Source organism: Flavobacterium sp. WV_118_3 (assembly GCF_039778605.1).
Lineage (GTDB): Bacteria > Bacteroidota > Bacteroidia > Flavobacteriales > Flavobacteriaceae > Flavobacterium.
In genome coordinates this window covers 796,339-813,481 of the sequence record NZ_CP156060.1, presented here as the reverse complement: position 1 = coordinate 813,481, position 17,143 = coordinate 796,339, and the positions used below count along the sequence as shown (strand labels likewise).

The following is a 17,143-nucleotide window of genomic DNA, read 5'->3' as shown; positions in this document are numbered from 1 at the left end:
AATCCTCTAAAATTTTCGTGTAAAACCTAACCCTACATTGTTGGACTGATAAAACGGATAGACCAGCGTGCTTGTTTTCTGTCCCTTTCCTTTTAAAAGATGATCAATCTTTGGAAAAAGCCAGTACGCCAACTCGGTAGACAGGATTCCAATTCCGGCTCCGGTGATAACATCTCCTACCCAGTGTTTATCATTTAAAATCCGGTAAATACCAGTAAATGCTGCCAGAGGATATCCGGAAAGTGCCAACCAAAGGGATTTGTCTTCGTATTCGCGAAACATAAAGTGTGCCGATGAAAAAGCGGTTGCTGTATGTCCGGATGGAAATGAAAGGTTATTTGTTTTATCGGGCCGCTCTTCTTTAACAAGATACTTTACCGGCATGATGATCGCTCCGGCAATCAGCTGCGAAGTCGCATAAATCAGAGTACGATCCCGTAAATTGTGTTTCCCCTCAACTCCAAACAGATTTAAGGCATATACCGCGGCTGCCGGCGCATATTGGGTATAATTATCATATACAATATGCTTTGGAGCATGTTCGCTTACCTCAAATTGCGTGGAATTATTAATATTCTTAATATCTTCAACCATAAGACTCAACAGTCCATACGTAATAAATACAGCCGGTATAATCATTTTTTTGGTTGAAAACTGATAAACCGGATCTGCTTTTTTTACTATTACTGTAGTATCAGGGTTGTGTACCGTAAACTGATAAGTACCGGTACCTGTCGCTCCGAAAAAGGTAGTCTCCCAAAATAAGACCACCAGCAGCAGTATTGTTTTTCTAATATTCTGTATCATTTTCCTTATTTTTTAATTGCATTAGCAACGCATAAGCTCCCTTTAAAACAAGGGTCTTTCCCTCTAAAATACTACTATTTTGTATTTCCACATCCGAATTTTCCTGATTTCCGATGCTAACTTCCTGCATTTTATAGGTTCGAAGACCCGTTTGAATGAAAACATAATTCTTTCCTTCAAAATTAACGATACTGGCTTCCGGAAGTGTATTCACTTTACCGGAAGTCAATTCCACCTCAGCATTCATATACATACCCGGTAACAGGTCTTTATCATACTTGGTAAAATGACAATGCACGGTAGTTAATCCATCGGTATTAATATCTTTACTGATCAAAATGATTCGGGCTTCATATTTTTTATCCGGTTCCGCATTGCTGTAAGCTATTATTTTCTGACCTATAGCCAGTTTAATCACGTCTTTTTCATATACCTGTAAACTCAGGTGAATATCTTCCGGATCAATCAGTTCAAACATCACATCAGAAGGGGTTACATATTTACCAATGTTGGCATTGACTTTACTCACAAAACCGGAAATCGTACTGTAAACCGAAACATTTTTCGAAATCTTATCCGCTGTAAGTGTCGCCGGATTAATATGGATCAGTTTTAATTTTTCGGCCAGTGCCTGCATCAGGATACGCTGGTTGTTCATTTCTGCCTGAGCCAATTGCAAGACCTTATTACTGCTGGCCTGACTTTGGTTGAGGTCTTTCTGGCGCTGATAATCCAACTCGGCAAAATTGAGTCTGGACTTCGCCTGTAAATAATCCTGTTGCAACTGGATATATTGTTGATCTTCCATAATCGCAATTCGCTCTCCTTTACGGACATGCGTTCCGGGCAAAAGATTGGTTTGCAGCAAATAGCCTCCTAAGGGCGCACTTACGGAAATCAGATTTTGTGGTGGAACATCTATTTTTCCGTTTAGTTTCAGGATACCCGCCATGTTTTTTGACGTCAACTGTGTGGTTTCAATACCGGCATTTTTAAACTGCGCAGTAGTAAGTACCACCTGATTTTCTTTTTTAGAAATGTTGGTATCCGATGCGACTTCGGTTTTATTTTTACAGCTTACCAGTCCCAGTAATACCATAATCAGTACTGCTCCCGGGAATCTCTGGAATTTGTATTTTGTTATATTTATGATCCCCCGTTTTTTAGGGCTATCTAATCCTATCGTTATCATATTTTTTTAATTTGAGGTAAGATAATTCAGTTGAATAACGGTGTCGTTCAGTGTTTTTAAGGCTTCTGCATAATTATTTTGTATACTGATAGACTGATTTAAAAGCAGTACGAAATCGAGGTAGTTAATTTCTCCATTTACGAACTGTTTTTCGGCTGTTTCTGCAATTAACGAGGCATTTTTAAGTCCGTTATTTTCAAAATACTGCACGATTTCGAGGTTACTCAGATAGGCTGCCATCAGCTTTTTATTTTGTGTTTGAAGTAGCGCAGTTGCGGCTTCATAATCGCTTTGCGCTACTGTTTCCATTATTTTCGAAGCTTTTGCTCTGTTTTTCTGTCCCTTGGTAAATAGTGGTACCGAAACTCCTGCCTGAATGGAATGGAAACGGCTTCCGGCATCGTATACCACCTCATTCGCGCCGGTACCTCTAAAACTGGTATTACTATAGCCCACCATAAATCCGGGTAGTAACCGGGCTCGTTCCAAGGCTGTTTGTCGTGCCGCTACGGTCTTGGATTGTTCCAATAATTGTAAAAAAGGATTTTCATCAACACCAACAGCCGGTATTAATGCTGCTTTTTTATCGGTATTTTCCGGTTTATACACGGTATCCGAATTAAGCAATAACTGAAATTGTAATAACCCTATTGCGATTTCCTGTTGGATTTGTTTTAGTTGAGTGGTTATAGCCATTTTTTGGGTTTCGGCAGTTGCTTTTTCCAAAACATTACTTTCTCCTTTTTGAAGTCGGAGATTTGCTTTTTGGTAAAAATTACCGTAAAGTGTATCGGCTTTCGAAAGAAGTTTTTCCTTTTCATACCAGTACTGTAACTGATAATAAAGTTGAGTAACGGCTTTTTTGACTTCATATTCTTTTAGAGAAACCCCTAGTAAACTTTGCTTCCATTCTTCCTCAAAAAGTTGTCGTTGTCTTGTATACACTGTTGGAAAAGCAAAACTCTGTGCCACTCCAAATTTGGTATCATTGTAATAACTATTAATCTGACCTACATCTGCAGTAAAATCGGTTTGAGGCAAGCTGGCAGATGATTTAATCAGAGCTTCCGCATAAGTGGCTTTTAAGTGTTCACTTTTAAGAATCCGATTGTTTTTTACTGCCGTTTCCAAGGCTTGATCAAGGGTGATCTCCGTTTGTGCCTGTATCGTCCCCACCGTTAAAAAGGTCATAATACAAAACAATTTCAAGCTTTTCATTCCGACTTTCCATTTGATTCCCTTTTCAAATAAAATAAAGAGGATCGGCAATACAAAAAGTGTCAGAAAGGTCGCAATTAGTAATCCTCCAATTACTACCGTTGCGAGCGGACGTTGTACCTCGGCTCCCGCACCATTACTTACTGCCATAGGCAAAAAGCCCAGTGAAGCTACAAATGCGGTCATTAATACCGGACGAAGTCGCAATCCGGTACCGGTTATGACAATTCGGGCTATATTTTTCATATTTGCTTTCTTTAGACGGTTAAATTCTGCAATCAAAACAATACCATTCAATACGGCTACGCCAAAAAGGGCAATAAATCCAACGCCGGCACTGATACTAAAGGGCATTCCTCTTAAAGCAAGGAACAAAATTCCACCTATGGTCGATAATGGAATCGCCGTGTAAATAAGTAAACTCTCTTTTACAGATTTAAACGCAAAAAACAGTAATACAAAAATCAGTAGCAATGAAACCGGAACCGCTACCAGTAGACGGCTTTTCGCTTCGTTCAGGTTTTCAAACGAACCGCCATAGGTAATATAATACCCATCGGGCAACTTAAGTTGCGAATTAACTTTTGTTTGCAGTTCTTCTACAATACTTTGTACATCGCGTCCTTTTACATTAAATCCTACAATTATCCGGCGCTGCGCATTTTCCCGTTGAATCTGGTTGGGTCCATTTTTAATCTGAATATCGGCCAGTTGTACCAAAGGAATCTGCTTTCCGTTTGGAGTTGGGATCAATAAATTACGGACATCTTCGATATTTTTCCGATCACTGGTATTAAGTCGAACCACAAGGTCAAACCGTTTTTCGCCTTCAAAAACCAATCCGGAACTTTGCCCTGCAAAGGCGGTATTCACCACTCTATTGATATCGGCTATCGATAAATGGTATTGTGCAATTAAAGGTCGGTTATACGAAATGATAATCTGTGGCATACCGGTAACCGGTTCAATATAAATATTTTCGGCTCCCTTTACAGTTCCGATTACTTTCCCCAATCGATTGGCCGTTTTGGCGAGTGAATCCAGATTTTCGCCAAAAATTTTTAAAACCACATCCTGTCGGGCTCCGGTCATCAACTCATTAAACCGCATTTGAACCGGAAACTGAAATCCCGCTGTTATACCGGGTACATCTTCTAATGCTTTATGCATTTTGGCCGACAATTCCGGAAAAGTATGTGCCGAAGTCCATTCACTCTTATCCTTTAGAATCACCATCATATCGCTGGCATCCATAGGCATCGGATCAGTTGGAACTTCTCCACTACCGATTTTAGTAACCACTTTAATCACTTCGGGAAACTGTGATTTCAATATATGAGCGGCTTTTTGGGTCGTTTCTATCGTAGTCGTCAGATTACTTCCGGTTAATACACGGGTATCAACCGCAAAATCACCTTCTTCCAGCGAAGGGATAAACTCGCCTCCCAATGTTGTCAGTACCAAAATGGCAATCCCAAAAAGCCCGATTACAACTGCTAAAACAGCTCCCGGAATTCGTAAAACCTTTATTAAGTTTTTTTTATAGATGCTTTCTATACGTGCCATAACCCTATCGGACAGGTTGGCCTTGTGGTTAATTTTTTTACTTAGAAAAAAAGAACTCATCATCGGGATATAGGTGAGCGACAAAATAAATGCGCCAAGAAGTGCAAAAGCTACTGTTTGTGCCATAGGTCGAAACATCTTACCTTCGATTCCTTCCAGGGTAAAAATAGGCAGGTATACAATTAAAATGATAATTTGTCCGAATACGGCACTGTTCATCATCTTACTGGCCGATCCGATTACCGTTTTATCCATCTGCTTTCCGGACAGATTGGTAACCTTCTGAAATCGGGCGTTATGCGAAAGCTGATGCATCACCGATTCGACAATAATTACCGCCCCATCTACAATCAGTCCGAAATCCAGTGCTCCTAAACTCATCAGATTACCGCTAACACCAAAGGCGTTCATCATACAGATCGCAAAAAGCATCGATAGCGGAATTACGGAAGCCACAAGCAAACCGGCCCGGATATTTCCCAGAAAAACCACAAGTACAAAAACGACAATCAAGGCGCCCTCCAACAGATTCCGCTCGACGGTACCAATCGCATTGTTCACCATTTTAGTCCGGTCAAGAAAAGGTTCGATTACCACGCCTTTTGGTAGCGTTTTCTGGATCTGATCAATACGTTCTTTTACATTTTTTATCACCTGGCTGCTGTTGGCTCCTTTAAGCATCATAACTACCGCGCCGGCTACTTCGCCCTGATCGTTATAGCACATGGCTCCAAAACGAGTTGCAAATCCGGTTTTGATATCGGCAATATCTCTTAAAAACAACGGGGTTTCATTATTTTTACCGGCTATGGCAATATTTTCGATATCGGTTATGGTGCCAATGAGTCCTTCACTTCGGATATACAATACGGTTGGTCCTTTTTCGATATAGGCACCTCCGGTATTTTGATTATTGGTTTCCAGCGCTGTAAAAACATCGTTTATCGTAATACCATAAGCATTTAATTTATTGGGATTAACTGCAATTTCATACTGCTTTAATTTTCCCCCAAAACTACTGACTTCGGCGACTCCTTTTACGCCCAATAATTGTCGGCGTACAATCCAGTCCTGCAAGGTCCTTAAATCGGTAATATCATATTTTTGTTCGTATCCTTTCTCAGGACGCAACACATACTGATAAATCTCTCCCAATCCGGTAGAAATTGGCCCTAAACCAGGCGTTCCTATCCCCTGCGGGATTTGACTTTGCACTTGTTGTAAACGTTCCGCTACCTGTTGCCGGGCCCAGTAGATATCGACATTATCTTCAAACACTATGGTCACCAAAGACAGTCCGAATCTGGAAAAGCTCCGGATCTCCTTTAATCCCGAAATATTACTGTTAGCCTGTTCAATCGGAAAGGTTACCAACCGTTCAATATCGGTGGCTCCGAATGACGGCGCTGTAGTGATTACCTGAACCTGATTATTGGTAATATCAGGAACCGCATCGATGGGCAATTGTGTTGCCTGATAGCCTCCATAGCCAAGCAGCGCCAATACCAATAGCCCGATTATGAGTTTATTCCTTACGGAAAACTCAATTATTTTATTTAACATAGTTCTATTTTATTAATCTGATATGTTTCGAATATTCGCATAGAAATCTGCAAACACTACTATTACTGTTTGGAAATTCTATTCACTCAAAAAAATTAACAAAACCTTGGAGGCTGCCAAATACTTGAAAGATATAAGGAAATATAATCCGGGGATTCATAAAATGCCTGTTGCTTTTCTACCCGGTTCGTGTTTAGTGGATTCGTAAAAGAAATTGGTGTTGGAATAATAAAAGAGATGCAAGCCACCACGGGATACGTCAATGCTTTAAAAGGTAGTTGCATGTCGCGGTCATAATCGGCATCATGTATATTTCCATTAGCATAATGCAGGCATAAAAAATCCCATAGTGTTATTTTGTCATTCTCGTGTCGATGCTCCATATAATGCTCGACCAATATGGGTATTTTCAACAATTCCGATAATTGAGTTGTTGAAAACAGATACAGGCTTACAAATAGTATCGCTATCGTTTTTTTCATTACTATAAATATAAGCATTTTTAAGTTGCCTACTACGTTTCTTTCAATTCTTATTAAGACTGCTTTTAAAAACAAAACACTCATACACAAAATGATACCTTCTAAAATTATTGTTATTTATTCTTTGTATAAACAGTATTTTTTATATTTTTTTTTAATCAGTCCATCGAAAAAAAGTATACCTTAGTTATACATTTAAGAAAAATACTGTTGCTTTATCAAGAATTTAATTTTTTAGTAGCCTTATTTCTTATTGTAACAATTTTTGATTTCCCGGATTATGGAACACTGCTACGCTAACTTATAAAATTGTTAATCGATAAAATCAGAACGGCTGTGTTCTGATTTCACTTTAAACACCGATTTTTATGAAATTTATAGCCTTGCTTCTGGTTGCATTACTCCCTACGCATTGGGAGCCGGATTTCGAACACGCTAAAAAATTAGCAAAAGAAAAAAACGAACTAATCCTATTAAACTTCTCCGGTTCAGACTGGTGCGTTCCCTGTATTGTAATGCATCGGGATTATTTTAACAACACCGTTTTTACAACAATGGCGGATGATAATCTCATTATGGTTAATGCCGATTTTCCAAGAAAGAAAAAAAATATAGGTTCGCCCGATCAGGTAAAACGAAATGAAGCCTTAGCAGAACGATACAATAAAGAAGGGCTTTTTCCTTTTACGCTACTTTTGAATGCCGATGGTAAAGTAATTAAAACCTGGAAAGGCAAGCCTGATGTTTCGGCTGAACAATGGGCACAGGAAGTAAAAAATATATGTGATGCTCAAAAGTAAACCTATACCATGAAAACCTATTCCCAGTCGTTACAATTAATGGGGAACAATTTTACCATATCGGTAGTAGCCGAACAGGAAGCGTTTGCTCAAATAAATATAGAAAGGGCCATTGCCGAAATAAGACGAATTGAGCAACTATTTACCACCTATAACGATGACAGTCAAACAAACCGGATTAATAAAAATGCCGGAATCGCTCCCGTAACAGTTGATCAAGAAGTGTTTGATTTAATTGAGCGAAGTATCCGCATCTCAAAAATAACGCAGGGAGCGTTTGATATTAGCTACGGAAGTATTGATGCGTCGTTATGGAACTTTGACAAAACCATGACCGCATTACCGTCTAAAGAAGAAGCTAAAAAACGGGTTCATTTGATCAATTACAAAAACATTATATTGGATAAAAGCAATTATAGTGTTTTTTTAAAGGAAAAAGGAATGCGTATCGGTTTTGGTGGTATCGGGAAAGGATATGCCGCAGAACGGGCTAAAAAAATTCTAATAGAGAACAAGGTTATAAGCGGTATTATCAATGCAAGCGGCGATCTTACAACCTGGGGAAAACAACCCAATGGTAAGCAATGGACTATTGGTATTGCCAATCCCGATCAGCCGACTGCTGCATTCTCCTTTATTGAAATATCGGATAAAGCGGTTGCGACTTCCGGAAACTATGAAAAGTTTATTCTGATAGACGGTAAAAAATATTCGCATACCATCGATCCAAAAACCGGGCTACCCATTAGAGGAATCAAGAGTGTTACCATTATATGTAATAATGCCGAGCTTGCCGACGCGATGACCACCCCTATTGCCATTATGGGTATACAGGCCGGCTTGTATTTGGTGAATCAGTTACCCGAGTTGTATTGTATTATAATAGACGATAACAATAAAATTTACACTTCCAAAAACATTAACCTCCAATGAAAAAACGAATCATTATCAAGCTTCCGGTTTTATCTGGCGTACTTGTATTTGCAACGGCCTCCTGTACTTCAGTAAAAGAATATCAGAAAGGAAAACTAAACGATTCCGAAATGATCCTTTCCAATCGAAAAATAGAAAAAACCGAATTAAGTTTTCAATCCTATCGCGAAGGTTCCTCCGGGGCGAATTCGGGTAAAAGTGGCGGCGGCTGCGGTTGTAACTAATCTTCAACCTTTAAAAGTTAACAGATGAAAAGAATATTTATCACAGGCTTCGCCTTGTTGGGATTACTACGCGCTCAAGCACAGACACCTTCCGATTCGACGGGCTATAAAAGCACCAAATTAAAGGTAGACGAAATTAATCTGGTATCCAGTTATTACCGGCAGGATGGTAATAATTCGGCCGTTACAGGAGGTATTGGGACAGAAAAGCTAACCGATGTATCCAACACCATTGATGTAAAACTCATTCGGTACAGTAAATCCGGAAAAAAACATACGCTTGATGTAGAAGCCGGGATCGATTATTACACTTCTGCTTCATCGGATATGATTGATCTTCAAGCCAATTCATCTGCATCATCATCAGATATTCGTTTTTATCCCTCTTTTAATTACAGTATCGAAAATGAAGAAAAAGGAAACACCCTTGGCTTTGGTTTGTCGTCTTCATCGGAATTCGATTATCAATCTTTTGGAGGCAATGTGAGCTATTCCCAAAAAACAAAAGACAAAAGTGGTGAATTTACAGCCAAATTTCAGGCTTATCTGGATCAGGTAAAGTTAATCGAACCAATTGAGCTACGAACTAACGGGAATCACTATGGCTCGGCTTCGCGGAATACCTTTGTCGGTTCCCTTAGCTATTCTCAAATTATAAATACAAACCTTCAAATTGTCTTTTTAGCTGATATTATCACGCAAAATGGCTTTTTAAGTCTCCCGTTTCATCGTGTTTATTTTACGGATGGATCGGTGCATCAGGAAAACCTCCCCGGAAACCGGTTAAAAATTCCTTTGGCTGTTAGAGCCAGTTATTTTTTGGGTGATAATATCGTTATCCGGGCCTATTATCGTTATTATACCGATGACTGGGACATTAAATCCCACACAGCCGATATTGAGGTACCGGTAAAAATATCGCCTTTCTTTTCGTTAAGTCCGTTCTACAGGTTTTACACACAAAGTGCCGCTAAATATTTTAAACCCTATGAAGCGCATACAGGTACCGACGATTACTATACCAGCAACTACGATCTTTCGAAGTTTGACAGTAATTTCTTCGGAATCGGAATGAAGTTTACTCCAATTAAAGGCGTATTCGGAATTAAACATTTTAATACAATCGAAATACGTTATGGTCATTATTCCAGAACAACAGCACTAAATGCCGACATTGTGAGTATTAATCTGAAATACAAATAAACCAGGATAAAGCTAAAAGAATAGCAATCAGTGAGAAGTGATCAGGAAGCCGAAAAAAATAACTATGTATAAAATATAGCTTAACTTTTATTCTACTTTTTGTTTGCATATCCAGAGAAACATGATGTAAAAAACTACCATAATAAATAGATTCATATCATAATTATCCTGTTGAAAAGGAATTGACTGTTGTAAATATATCAGACTACGTTCCCAATGTCTTTGAAAAAATTTCATCAAACTTGACTTGCTATTTTAGTAGTATATTAAATAATGGAATTATAGAAATGTAATAATACCTCAGTCCACTGCTTAAAGCAATGGGCTATTTCTTTAATTGACCGATACGGTCAAAGTTTCATACAATCAGTTAACGATGATAGTTATCTTACAAACTTTGATAATATAACTTTCCCGGAATAGGATTTTCAGTTAGAGTTTAATGAAAAGTTTAAGGCTTTGGAATGCTCTTTTGTGGCTCAACTCTAAAACGTATAAAACAATTAAAAAAGTCAATGTTATTCAGATTAGCTTTTTTTGTATTTTAGCGATTGATGCAATAAATTTTACAGACAAAAACGGATCACTTTCTTAGGTGCCTTTTACCAAAAAACAAGCTAAAAACCAATACTTAAAATACGACTATGGATTCAGTTCAGACACAAAATAAAAGAAAGTGGATTTCAAAATTCATTTTGAGTTTTTTAGCTATCGTAGGTGGCGTTGATTCAATCCTTCATATTATATTACCTCTTTTCCCCTATAAACTAAATCAATATATACTTCCAATTGGAATGTCATCTTTGATTACTGGGATTCTTTTTTCATTAGGCTTATCACTTTATTGGCATCGTAACGAAAAGAAAAATAACATTGATTCACAAAAATACTTTGTTTGGCTTACTACAATTCTACGATACTGGCTTGCGCTATATATTTCTACATTTGGCTTTGAAAAATTATTTGATGTCAATTTTGCATTTTCCTATCATATTGAAGACTCATTAGTGAATACCTTAAATGGACAAGAACTTACTTGGAAATATTATGGTTATTCCTATACGCTAACTGTTATTATCGGTTTAATTCAAATAATTGGAAGTGTTTTATTATTATTCAGACGTACCACATTGCTTGGAGTAATTACACTTTTACCCGTTCAAGTAAACATACTTTTAATTAATCTATTTTATGGAATTGGTCCACTAACCACTTTCATATCAATAATTATGGTTTTGGGATTATCCTATTTATCATTAGAAAGGAAAAAAGATATAATTGCATTTTTTAGTAGTTATAAAAGCAAACTTCCTGCTATAGGCACTAACACAGTACGTAAATTAATACGTTTGTTATGTATCTTAATTCCATTTGTGTTCGTATTGTATTACAGTTATGATGTAAAGAAATCGAAAAAATATTTCGGGAAATGGACCGTTGAAAAAATGACACGGAATGGAAAAATAGTTTCCGAAAAAGCTTGGGAAAAAGATACTTTAGCATGGAAAACATTATACTTTGAAGAACGAGGGAAGTTGTTATTCTGTACTAACCCTAATATGTATGTTGACAGTGTGTCAATATTTATGAAGTATCATTATGATAAAGACAAAAACACTTTAAAGGTCATTTCGTACGAAAAAAGTCTAGAGAAACCAGACACAATCCCTGTTCTTATTTCTAAATTTGAAAACAAATCTATGCAATGGAAAATGATTTTCAATGGAGATACAATTCAAATGAAATTAAGAAAAGAAAATCCTTGATAAAAAACGAACGCCTAATAACTAGGTTTTCGTCTTGTCCTCAGTACTAAAAATGAAAACTGTGTTGAACGAAACCGAATGTCATGCACTTGTGGAGTTGTCATTTGAATTTTAAAGGATATACAAAAAGGAGGAAAACCTACTTTTCAGTTCAGAAGGGTTTACAATGCTAAAATAGCCATTTTCAAACCGATCTACTTGCAGTTGGGATACTAGACTTTATCTTTTATAGGACTTTTGTAAGAGGATGTTGATTTTTCTTGTAAATCGAAAAAGGTATTTATATACTTGAATGTACTAATCCAATTTTTAATCTATTTCATCTTTTTTCTATTTCATCTATAATTAAAATTCAGTCTTAACCTCCTTAAGAATTAAATTTAGACTCAACTTTTCATTGGTACAGTGAAATATATAATTATCTCTGTTTTTCTGTAGCGGTTATGACAGAATAATCAACCTCATTCTTGAAATGTGATTTTTTTATTTCACTTATTATTTTACACACCTGTAAAACAGGTGTTTATACGCAGCTTTAGATCGATTCGCTTGTGTAACTTTATTCCTATTAATTGAATTAATTGCTTTTGAAGCTTATTTAATATGTACTGTCTTAGATCGGTTTTCCTCGATTTTATATCAGCTTATTTGTGGTGGGGCTCTTAATTGTATTGATTTCAATAGTATAATTTCTAAGAAAGCATTTTTAGTTTTATTACAATCATTTTAGGAAAATATTAGTCGTTTCAAATTGCATTTATATTTAATAATTTAATCAATAAGTAATGGACTTAAAAGAAAAACTCAATCAGATTGGCCCAAAGCCGGACATGATTCTTATTATTACCGACGAACAGCGTGCAACGCAGCATTTCCCACCGGGGTGGGAAGAAAAAAACCTTCCGACTCTCACATTTCTAAAACAGAACGGATTTAGTTTTGATAGAGCTTTTTGTAATACCTGCATGTGCTCTCCCAGCCGTGCGACGTTATTTACAGGAACCTATCCTGCTAAACATGGAGTCAGCCAGACATTAACCGAAGGAGGCCTTTTATCTCCGCAAGAACCGACACTCAGTAATTCCATCCCCAACATCATGAATGTGCTTTGGGCAGATGGTTATGATGTACAGTATAGAGGTAAATGGCATATGAGTAAAGGAGTAGCTCCCAATGGCACTAAAACTAATTACGATGATTTAACTGCTGCAGATATTTCATTGTATGGTGCAATGGGCTGGATTGCTCCAGATGCCGGTGAAGATGTCAATCCGCTTAATTTTGGTGGCGGATATGCCAATCATGATGCAAAATATACGGCCCAAGCCATACAATACCTTAAAGAGGTAAAAGCGCAAAGAGCATCAGGAAATCATAAACCTTACTGTCTTATCCTTTCACTTGTTAATCCGCATGATGTTTTAGCATACCCAAAATCGGCTGGTAAGTCGGGCTATCATACAGATACCTGGTCGGGCAGGGAAATTGGGCTTCCAGCAAGTGTAAATGAAAATTTACTTAAAAATAAAAAACCTATGGCTCAGGAACAAATTTTACTCAACATGGCATTAAGTCTGGGCGAAATAGCTACTGATGAGGATAAGCTGAACTACATTAATTTTTATGGTTATTTATTAAGTCATGTTGATAAGGAGATTGGATACCTAATTAAAGAACTATATGAGGAGGATGAGAATGGAAATAAATTGGCAGATTCTACAATTGTTACTCTTACTTCGGATCATGGAGAGATGGGTTTAGCGCACGGCGGTCTGCGTCAGAAAACTTTTGTAGCCTATGAAGAAGCCTTAAGAGTGCCGCTTGTGATTTCAAATCCAATACTTTTTAAAGATCACAGCATAAAGCAATCAATGGCATTAGCAACATTGGCAGATATTATGCCGACTTTTATCGACATAGCAAATGTATCAAACCCGCCTACAGGACTTGCAGGTGTAAGTTTGTTTCCCATAATGGAGAATAATACTCCTGTTCAGCATAGCATATTATTTACTTATGACGATATCAAGGCTGGCTCTAATAGTAATTGGACAGTTGTGAAAGCTGCTAATCGTATTCGTTGCATCAGGACGGAAAAATGGAAATTCGATTATTATTTTGATGCGTCAACAGCTTATTTCAAGCAATATGAACTATATGATTTAGTTAATGATCCATTAGAAGTTACAAATCTTGCTTACGATCCGGCATACAGTGAAATCAGAAGAGATCTGGAAGAGCAATTGCATCAGCTTGAGATAGAAAAACTCTGGGTCAATATGCCAGAAGATATTTATAGTCTAACGACATTCAACTGACAAAACAGCTTTAAAACTAAAAAGAAACGGTTATAATAATAACAAAAACACCTATATCATGTCGCAAAATATAAATTCAGAAGTGAGTACAGTAAGTTATACCGATTTTAATAATCCTGCCGGACAAACAACAATACAGGGAATAAGAGGAGTTTCGGAGTCTGAAAACGTGTATATTGCAGGTAGTTTATTAAGTGAAAACAATCTTGTTCAGGGGTTAATTTACGAAGGAACGCTTAAAACAAAAGGGAATGAAGGCAAATGGCATGTCGTTAATTTCCCCAGTACGCCAACAGCCGAAGTTGTAAACACTTCTTGTTATGGACCTAATAACGGACCAGATGGCACGGTACAAATTGTAGGATCTTATAAGATAACTGCTTCTACTGATAAAGCCCCGAGCGGAAATCTCGGATTTTATTACGAAGGTCCTATTGATGGTTCCGGAACATGGATTCAGGTATCGCCAAACGGAGGAAATACGAACAATGTATTTGTTCACAGCGTAATGGGCGGACTTGCTGTTGGAAATTATGATATTGAAAATGATAAAAACGGATATGCGTTTTTATATAATACCAACAATAACGAATGCACCGATTTTAAAGTGCCGGATTCACTAACGACTACCTTATATGGTATTTGGCATAATGGCGGGGATAGTTACACTATGGCCGGAGGCTATACCAGTTTGAAATTAGGTAAAATAAGCCAGGCCTTTTTGGCGGATTATAATTCTAAAACAAAAGAAATCACTAATTTAAAATCATTTAGTTACAAGAACGAAACAGCCCTATCTATAATTACTCATTTTGAGGGTATTACCGTTTCTGATGAGAATGGCTATAATATGCCGTCGGATTGGATTACTCTAAATAGAGAAAAAACCGGAGCATCATTTGTTTCTGTGAAAAGAAATTCTGACGGATCATTTGGAGAAGCACAATGGATTGATATTGATTTTCCGGATTCAAGTGCTACAAGTGCCAATACGGCATATCGGAATAATATATTAGGGATTTATATGGTCGAAGATAATTCGGGAACCAAAGCAACATCTTCTTTCGTTGCAAAAGTAAGTATTTAAAAAAAGGGGATGATATAATTTGAGGCATTTATACACAACAAAGCAATACGTGTTTTTACTTAATTTCATGTTTTAAATAAGAAGTTAATAGAGTGCGTTTTCAAGTGCGTTGGTTGATACGTGCAAATGAATAAACGAATTCATATATTCACATATGTACATATTTATATATTCCATATCCGTTTTGTCACGGGTGAAAAGAAAGAACTATTTATAATCAATAATTAGGAAAGAATCTTTTTCTGTCTGTTGGAGATATAACACTTCCATAGTTTTATTAATTGATCAAAAAAGAGGATGATTCCCATCATACATTCAAACTCATCTCTATAAATGTTTGTAACATTCTAAGCAATACAGATACTCACTATAAGAAAAGTAAAACAGTCTTTGTAAGTGTTTATACTGCATTTTGGTACAAAATGTCTTAATTACGGGGAAACCGTAATTGTTTTATTTATCACTGGGCAATATTTGCATACGCATTTTAATAACAATTATGAAAACTATTTTTAAAGTATGGATTTTTATGATCCTGGTGCTGCTTGCAGGCTGCGAGCTAAACGAGGAAGTCGTTCGTAACGAAAACTATGCGACTAAAATCAAGATTAGAGAAACATCATTGGATAAATTACTTGGTGAAAGTAAGTTTTTGACGGCCTATAATAAAGTTTATGCGAACCGAGATAAATCCCGTACGGCAATGGAAGCTCAGTACAATTTCAGCATCGTACCACATGACGCAAAGGTGATAGAAGATGGTACTAAGACTTCTTATACCTTTAAGATTACACGGGAAATCAATAACCCTAATTATTTTGAAAATCTTGTGATCAACGTAGACAGTATAGGACAACCAAGTGCTTACATTTTAAAGTATACGCCAAGTGAGCCTTTACATTCAGGCACCCATGGCTCGTTTGTATTTAAGGGAGATATTAATTTAACACCTATCAATTATAACGTTTCCCAGATGGGTAAGGATATTGTTTGCCATACGGCAACGGTAATGATGTGTAATGAAGCCAATAGCGGCAATACTGTTGGAGTGGAACATGTTCGCGGAGTTAATTGTAATAACTCTGATTTTTTGTATAGTGTTACATCCACAACCTGCGACGTTGTTGGCGGAGGTGGAAGTTTTGGTGCCGGAGCAGGTCAATACACCGGAGGTAATAATACCGGAGGGCAAAGCGGTAATGGCGGTGGCGGTGATGAAGATCCAAGTGGCGGGAACTCTAATCCTCCGAGTAACTGCCCACGTTGCCCCAATATTATAACGGTACCTGTTGAAGATTGGCTTGAAGCTCCTTTGCATTGTGACAAATTGAATGAGTTGTTTAAAAGTTTCAATTTTAAAGCGGCCATAAAAAAATTAATAACTGATCAGTCATTGACAGGTGTTAAAGAGCAAGGATTTAATTTATCCTATAATGGGAAAGGAAATATTGTCGTATCAGAAGTTCCTGAAGCAAATACAGGCGAAAATCACGTAAATTATTCCAGTAATTCATTGCTTTTTGGTGGAATACATTGCCATTTGAATGGTCATTTCTCAATGTTCTCGGAAGCGGATCTCTTTTTACTGGATAAATTTTATCAGGGACATAATTATACTGCAAATAATGGAATTCCAGATCCATTAATACCTGTCCATATACTTGTTTCGAATATAGGAACTTATGCTATATCTGCTGATAATGTTCAAGCATTGGAAAAGCTAAGAGCCATTTATTCGGATAATAGCAAGCGTGAAGATTTTAAAAGAGCTTTAGGGAGAAGATATAAAAAAATCGATAACAGTAGCTTTGCATTAGCAAATTATCAAACGATATTTTTAGAATTCCTAAAAGATAATGGCTTAGAACTTTCATTATATAAAGCTGACGATAATCTAACTAAATGGACTAAATTAGCTTTGAATGAAAATCCAGAGACCAAAACAAACAAACCGATAAATGAAATAAACTGTAATTAATGTTAA

General features: G+C 37.0%; 12 protein-coding genes. 8 read left to right on the top strand and 4 right to left on the bottom strand.

Annotated features, from left to right (window positions below; all coding sequences use genetic code 11):
- Positions 1 to 6: 6 nt before the first annotated feature.
- The 4 genes from ABFU83_RS03770 to ABFU83_RS03755 form a co-directional block, all read right to left on the bottom strand.
- Positions 7 to 807 (bottom strand): phosphatase PAP2 family protein, encoded by an 801-nt coding sequence (locus ABFU83_RS03770; protein WP_347069065.1) that lies wholly within the window; start codon positions 805 to 807, stop codon positions 7 to 9.
- Positions 791 to 1,999, bottom strand: a complete 1,209-nt coding sequence (locus ABFU83_RS03765; RefSeq protein ID WP_347069064.1) for an efflux RND transporter periplasmic adaptor subunit — start codon at positions 1,997 to 1,999, stop codon at positions 791 to 793. The genes ABFU83_RS03770 and ABFU83_RS03765 overlap by 17 nt, the downstream gene beginning before the upstream one ends.
- A gap of 6 nt (positions 2,000 to 2,005) precedes the next feature.
- Positions 2,006 to 6,346, bottom strand: coding sequence for a CusA/CzcA family heavy metal efflux RND transporter (locus ABFU83_RS03760; RefSeq protein WP_347069062.1), 4,341 nt, complete (start codon positions 6,344 to 6,346; stop codon positions 2,006 to 2,008).
- A 95-nt stretch (positions 6,347 to 6,441) separates the two neighbouring features.
- On the bottom strand, positions 6,442 to 6,828 hold the full coding sequence (locus tag ABFU83_RS03755; protein ID WP_347069060.1) for a hypothetical protein: 387 nt from the start codon (positions 6,826 to 6,828) through the stop codon (positions 6,442 to 6,444).
- A 368-nt stretch (positions 6,829 to 7,196) separates the two neighbouring features.
- Here ABFU83_RS03755 and ABFU83_RS03750 point away from each other — a divergent pair, with 368 nt between their 5' ends.
- The 8 genes from ABFU83_RS03750 (at position 7,197) to ABFU83_RS03715 (ending at position 17,137) form a co-directional block, all read left to right on the top strand.
- On the top strand, positions 7,197 to 7,628 hold the full coding sequence (locus ABFU83_RS03750) for a thioredoxin family protein (protein WP_347069059.1): 432 nt from the start codon (positions 7,197 to 7,199) through the stop codon (positions 7,626 to 7,628).
- 9 nt (positions 7,629 to 7,637) lie between these two features.
- The gene (locus ABFU83_RS03745; protein ID WP_347069058.1) at positions 7,638 to 8,561 is read left to right on the top strand and encodes an FAD:protein FMN transferase; all 924 of its coding nucleotides are present in this window, start codon (positions 7,638 to 7,640) and stop codon (positions 8,559 to 8,561) included.
- On the top strand, positions 8,558 to 8,785 hold the full coding sequence (locus ABFU83_RS03740) for a DUF4266 domain-containing protein (protein WP_347069056.1): 228 nt from the start codon (positions 8,558 to 8,560) through the stop codon (positions 8,783 to 8,785). The genes ABFU83_RS03745 and ABFU83_RS03740 overlap by 4 nt, the downstream gene beginning before the upstream one ends.
- Positions 8,786 to 8,809: 24 nt before the next feature.
- Entirely contained in the window at positions 8,810 to 9,988 is a 1,179-nt protein-coding gene (locus tag ABFU83_RS03735; RefSeq protein WP_347069055.1) for a DUF3570 domain-containing protein, read from the top strand.
- 644 nt (positions 9,989 to 10,632) lie between these two features.
- Positions 10,633 to 11,754 carry a hypothetical protein gene (locus tag ABFU83_RS03730; RefSeq protein WP_347069053.1) on the top strand — a complete coding sequence of 374 codons (1,122 nt, stop codon included), beginning with the start codon at positions 10,633 to 10,635 and terminating at the stop codon, positions 11,752 to 11,754.
- A 785-nt stretch (positions 11,755 to 12,539) separates the two neighbouring features.
- Positions 12,540 to 14,072, top strand: a complete 1,533-nt coding sequence (locus ABFU83_RS03725; RefSeq protein ID WP_347069052.1) for a sulfatase-like hydrolase/transferase — start codon at positions 12,540 to 12,542, stop codon at positions 14,070 to 14,072.
- Between the two features lie 58 nt (positions 14,073 to 14,130).
- Complete coding sequence (locus ABFU83_RS03720) at positions 14,131 to 15,159, top strand: hypothetical protein (RefSeq protein WP_347069050.1); 1,029 nt, start codon at positions 14,131 to 14,133, stop codon at positions 15,157 to 15,159.
- Positions 15,160 to 15,658: 499 nt separating this feature from the next.
- Positions 15,659 to 17,137, top strand: coding sequence for a hypothetical protein (locus tag ABFU83_RS03715; RefSeq protein WP_347069049.1), 1,479 nt, complete (start codon positions 15,659 to 15,661; stop codon positions 17,135 to 17,137).
- Positions 17,138 to 17,143: the final 6 nt, after the last annotated feature.

Coding starts and splice junctions, on each gene's coding strand:
- ABFU83_RS03745 (WP_347069058.1), top strand. CDS start 7,638: ATGAAAACCTATTCCCAGTCGTTACAATTAATGGGGAACAATTTTACC.
- ABFU83_RS03755 (WP_347069060.1), bottom strand. CDS start 6,828: ATGAAAAAAACGATAGCGATACTATTTGTAAGCCTGTATCTGTTTTCA.
- ABFU83_RS03730 (WP_347069053.1), top strand. CDS start 10,633: ATGGATTCAGTTCAGACACAAAATAAAAGAAAGTGGATTTCAAAATTC.
- ABFU83_RS03750 (WP_347069059.1), top strand. CDS start 7,197: ATGAAATTTATAGCCTTGCTTCTGGTTGCATTACTCCCTACGCATTGG.
- ABFU83_RS03735 (WP_347069055.1), top strand. CDS start 8,810: ATGAAAAGAATATTTATCACAGGCTTCGCCTTGTTGGGATTACTACGC.
- ABFU83_RS03725 (WP_347069052.1), top strand. CDS start 12,540: ATGGACTTAAAAGAAAAACTCAATCAGATTGGCCCAAAGCCGGACATG.
- ABFU83_RS03715 (WP_347069049.1), top strand. CDS start 15,659: ATGAAAACTATTTTTAAAGTATGGATTTTTATGATCCTGGTGCTGCTT.
- ABFU83_RS03720 (WP_347069050.1), top strand. CDS start 14,131: ATGTCGCAAAATATAAATTCAGAAGTGAGTACAGTAAGTTATACCGAT.
- ABFU83_RS03770 (WP_347069065.1), bottom strand. CDS start 807: ATGATACAGAATATTAGAAAAACAATACTGCTGCTGGTGGTCTTATTT.
- ABFU83_RS03760 (WP_347069062.1), bottom strand. CDS start 6,346: ATGTTAAATAAAATAATTGAGTTTTCCGTAAGGAATAAACTCATAATC.
- ABFU83_RS03740 (WP_347069056.1), top strand. CDS start 8,558: ATGAAAAAACGAATCATTATCAAGCTTCCGGTTTTATCTGGCGTACTT.
- ABFU83_RS03765 (WP_347069064.1), bottom strand. CDS start 1,999: ATGATAACGATAGGATTAGATAGCCCTAAAAAACGGGGGATCATAAAT.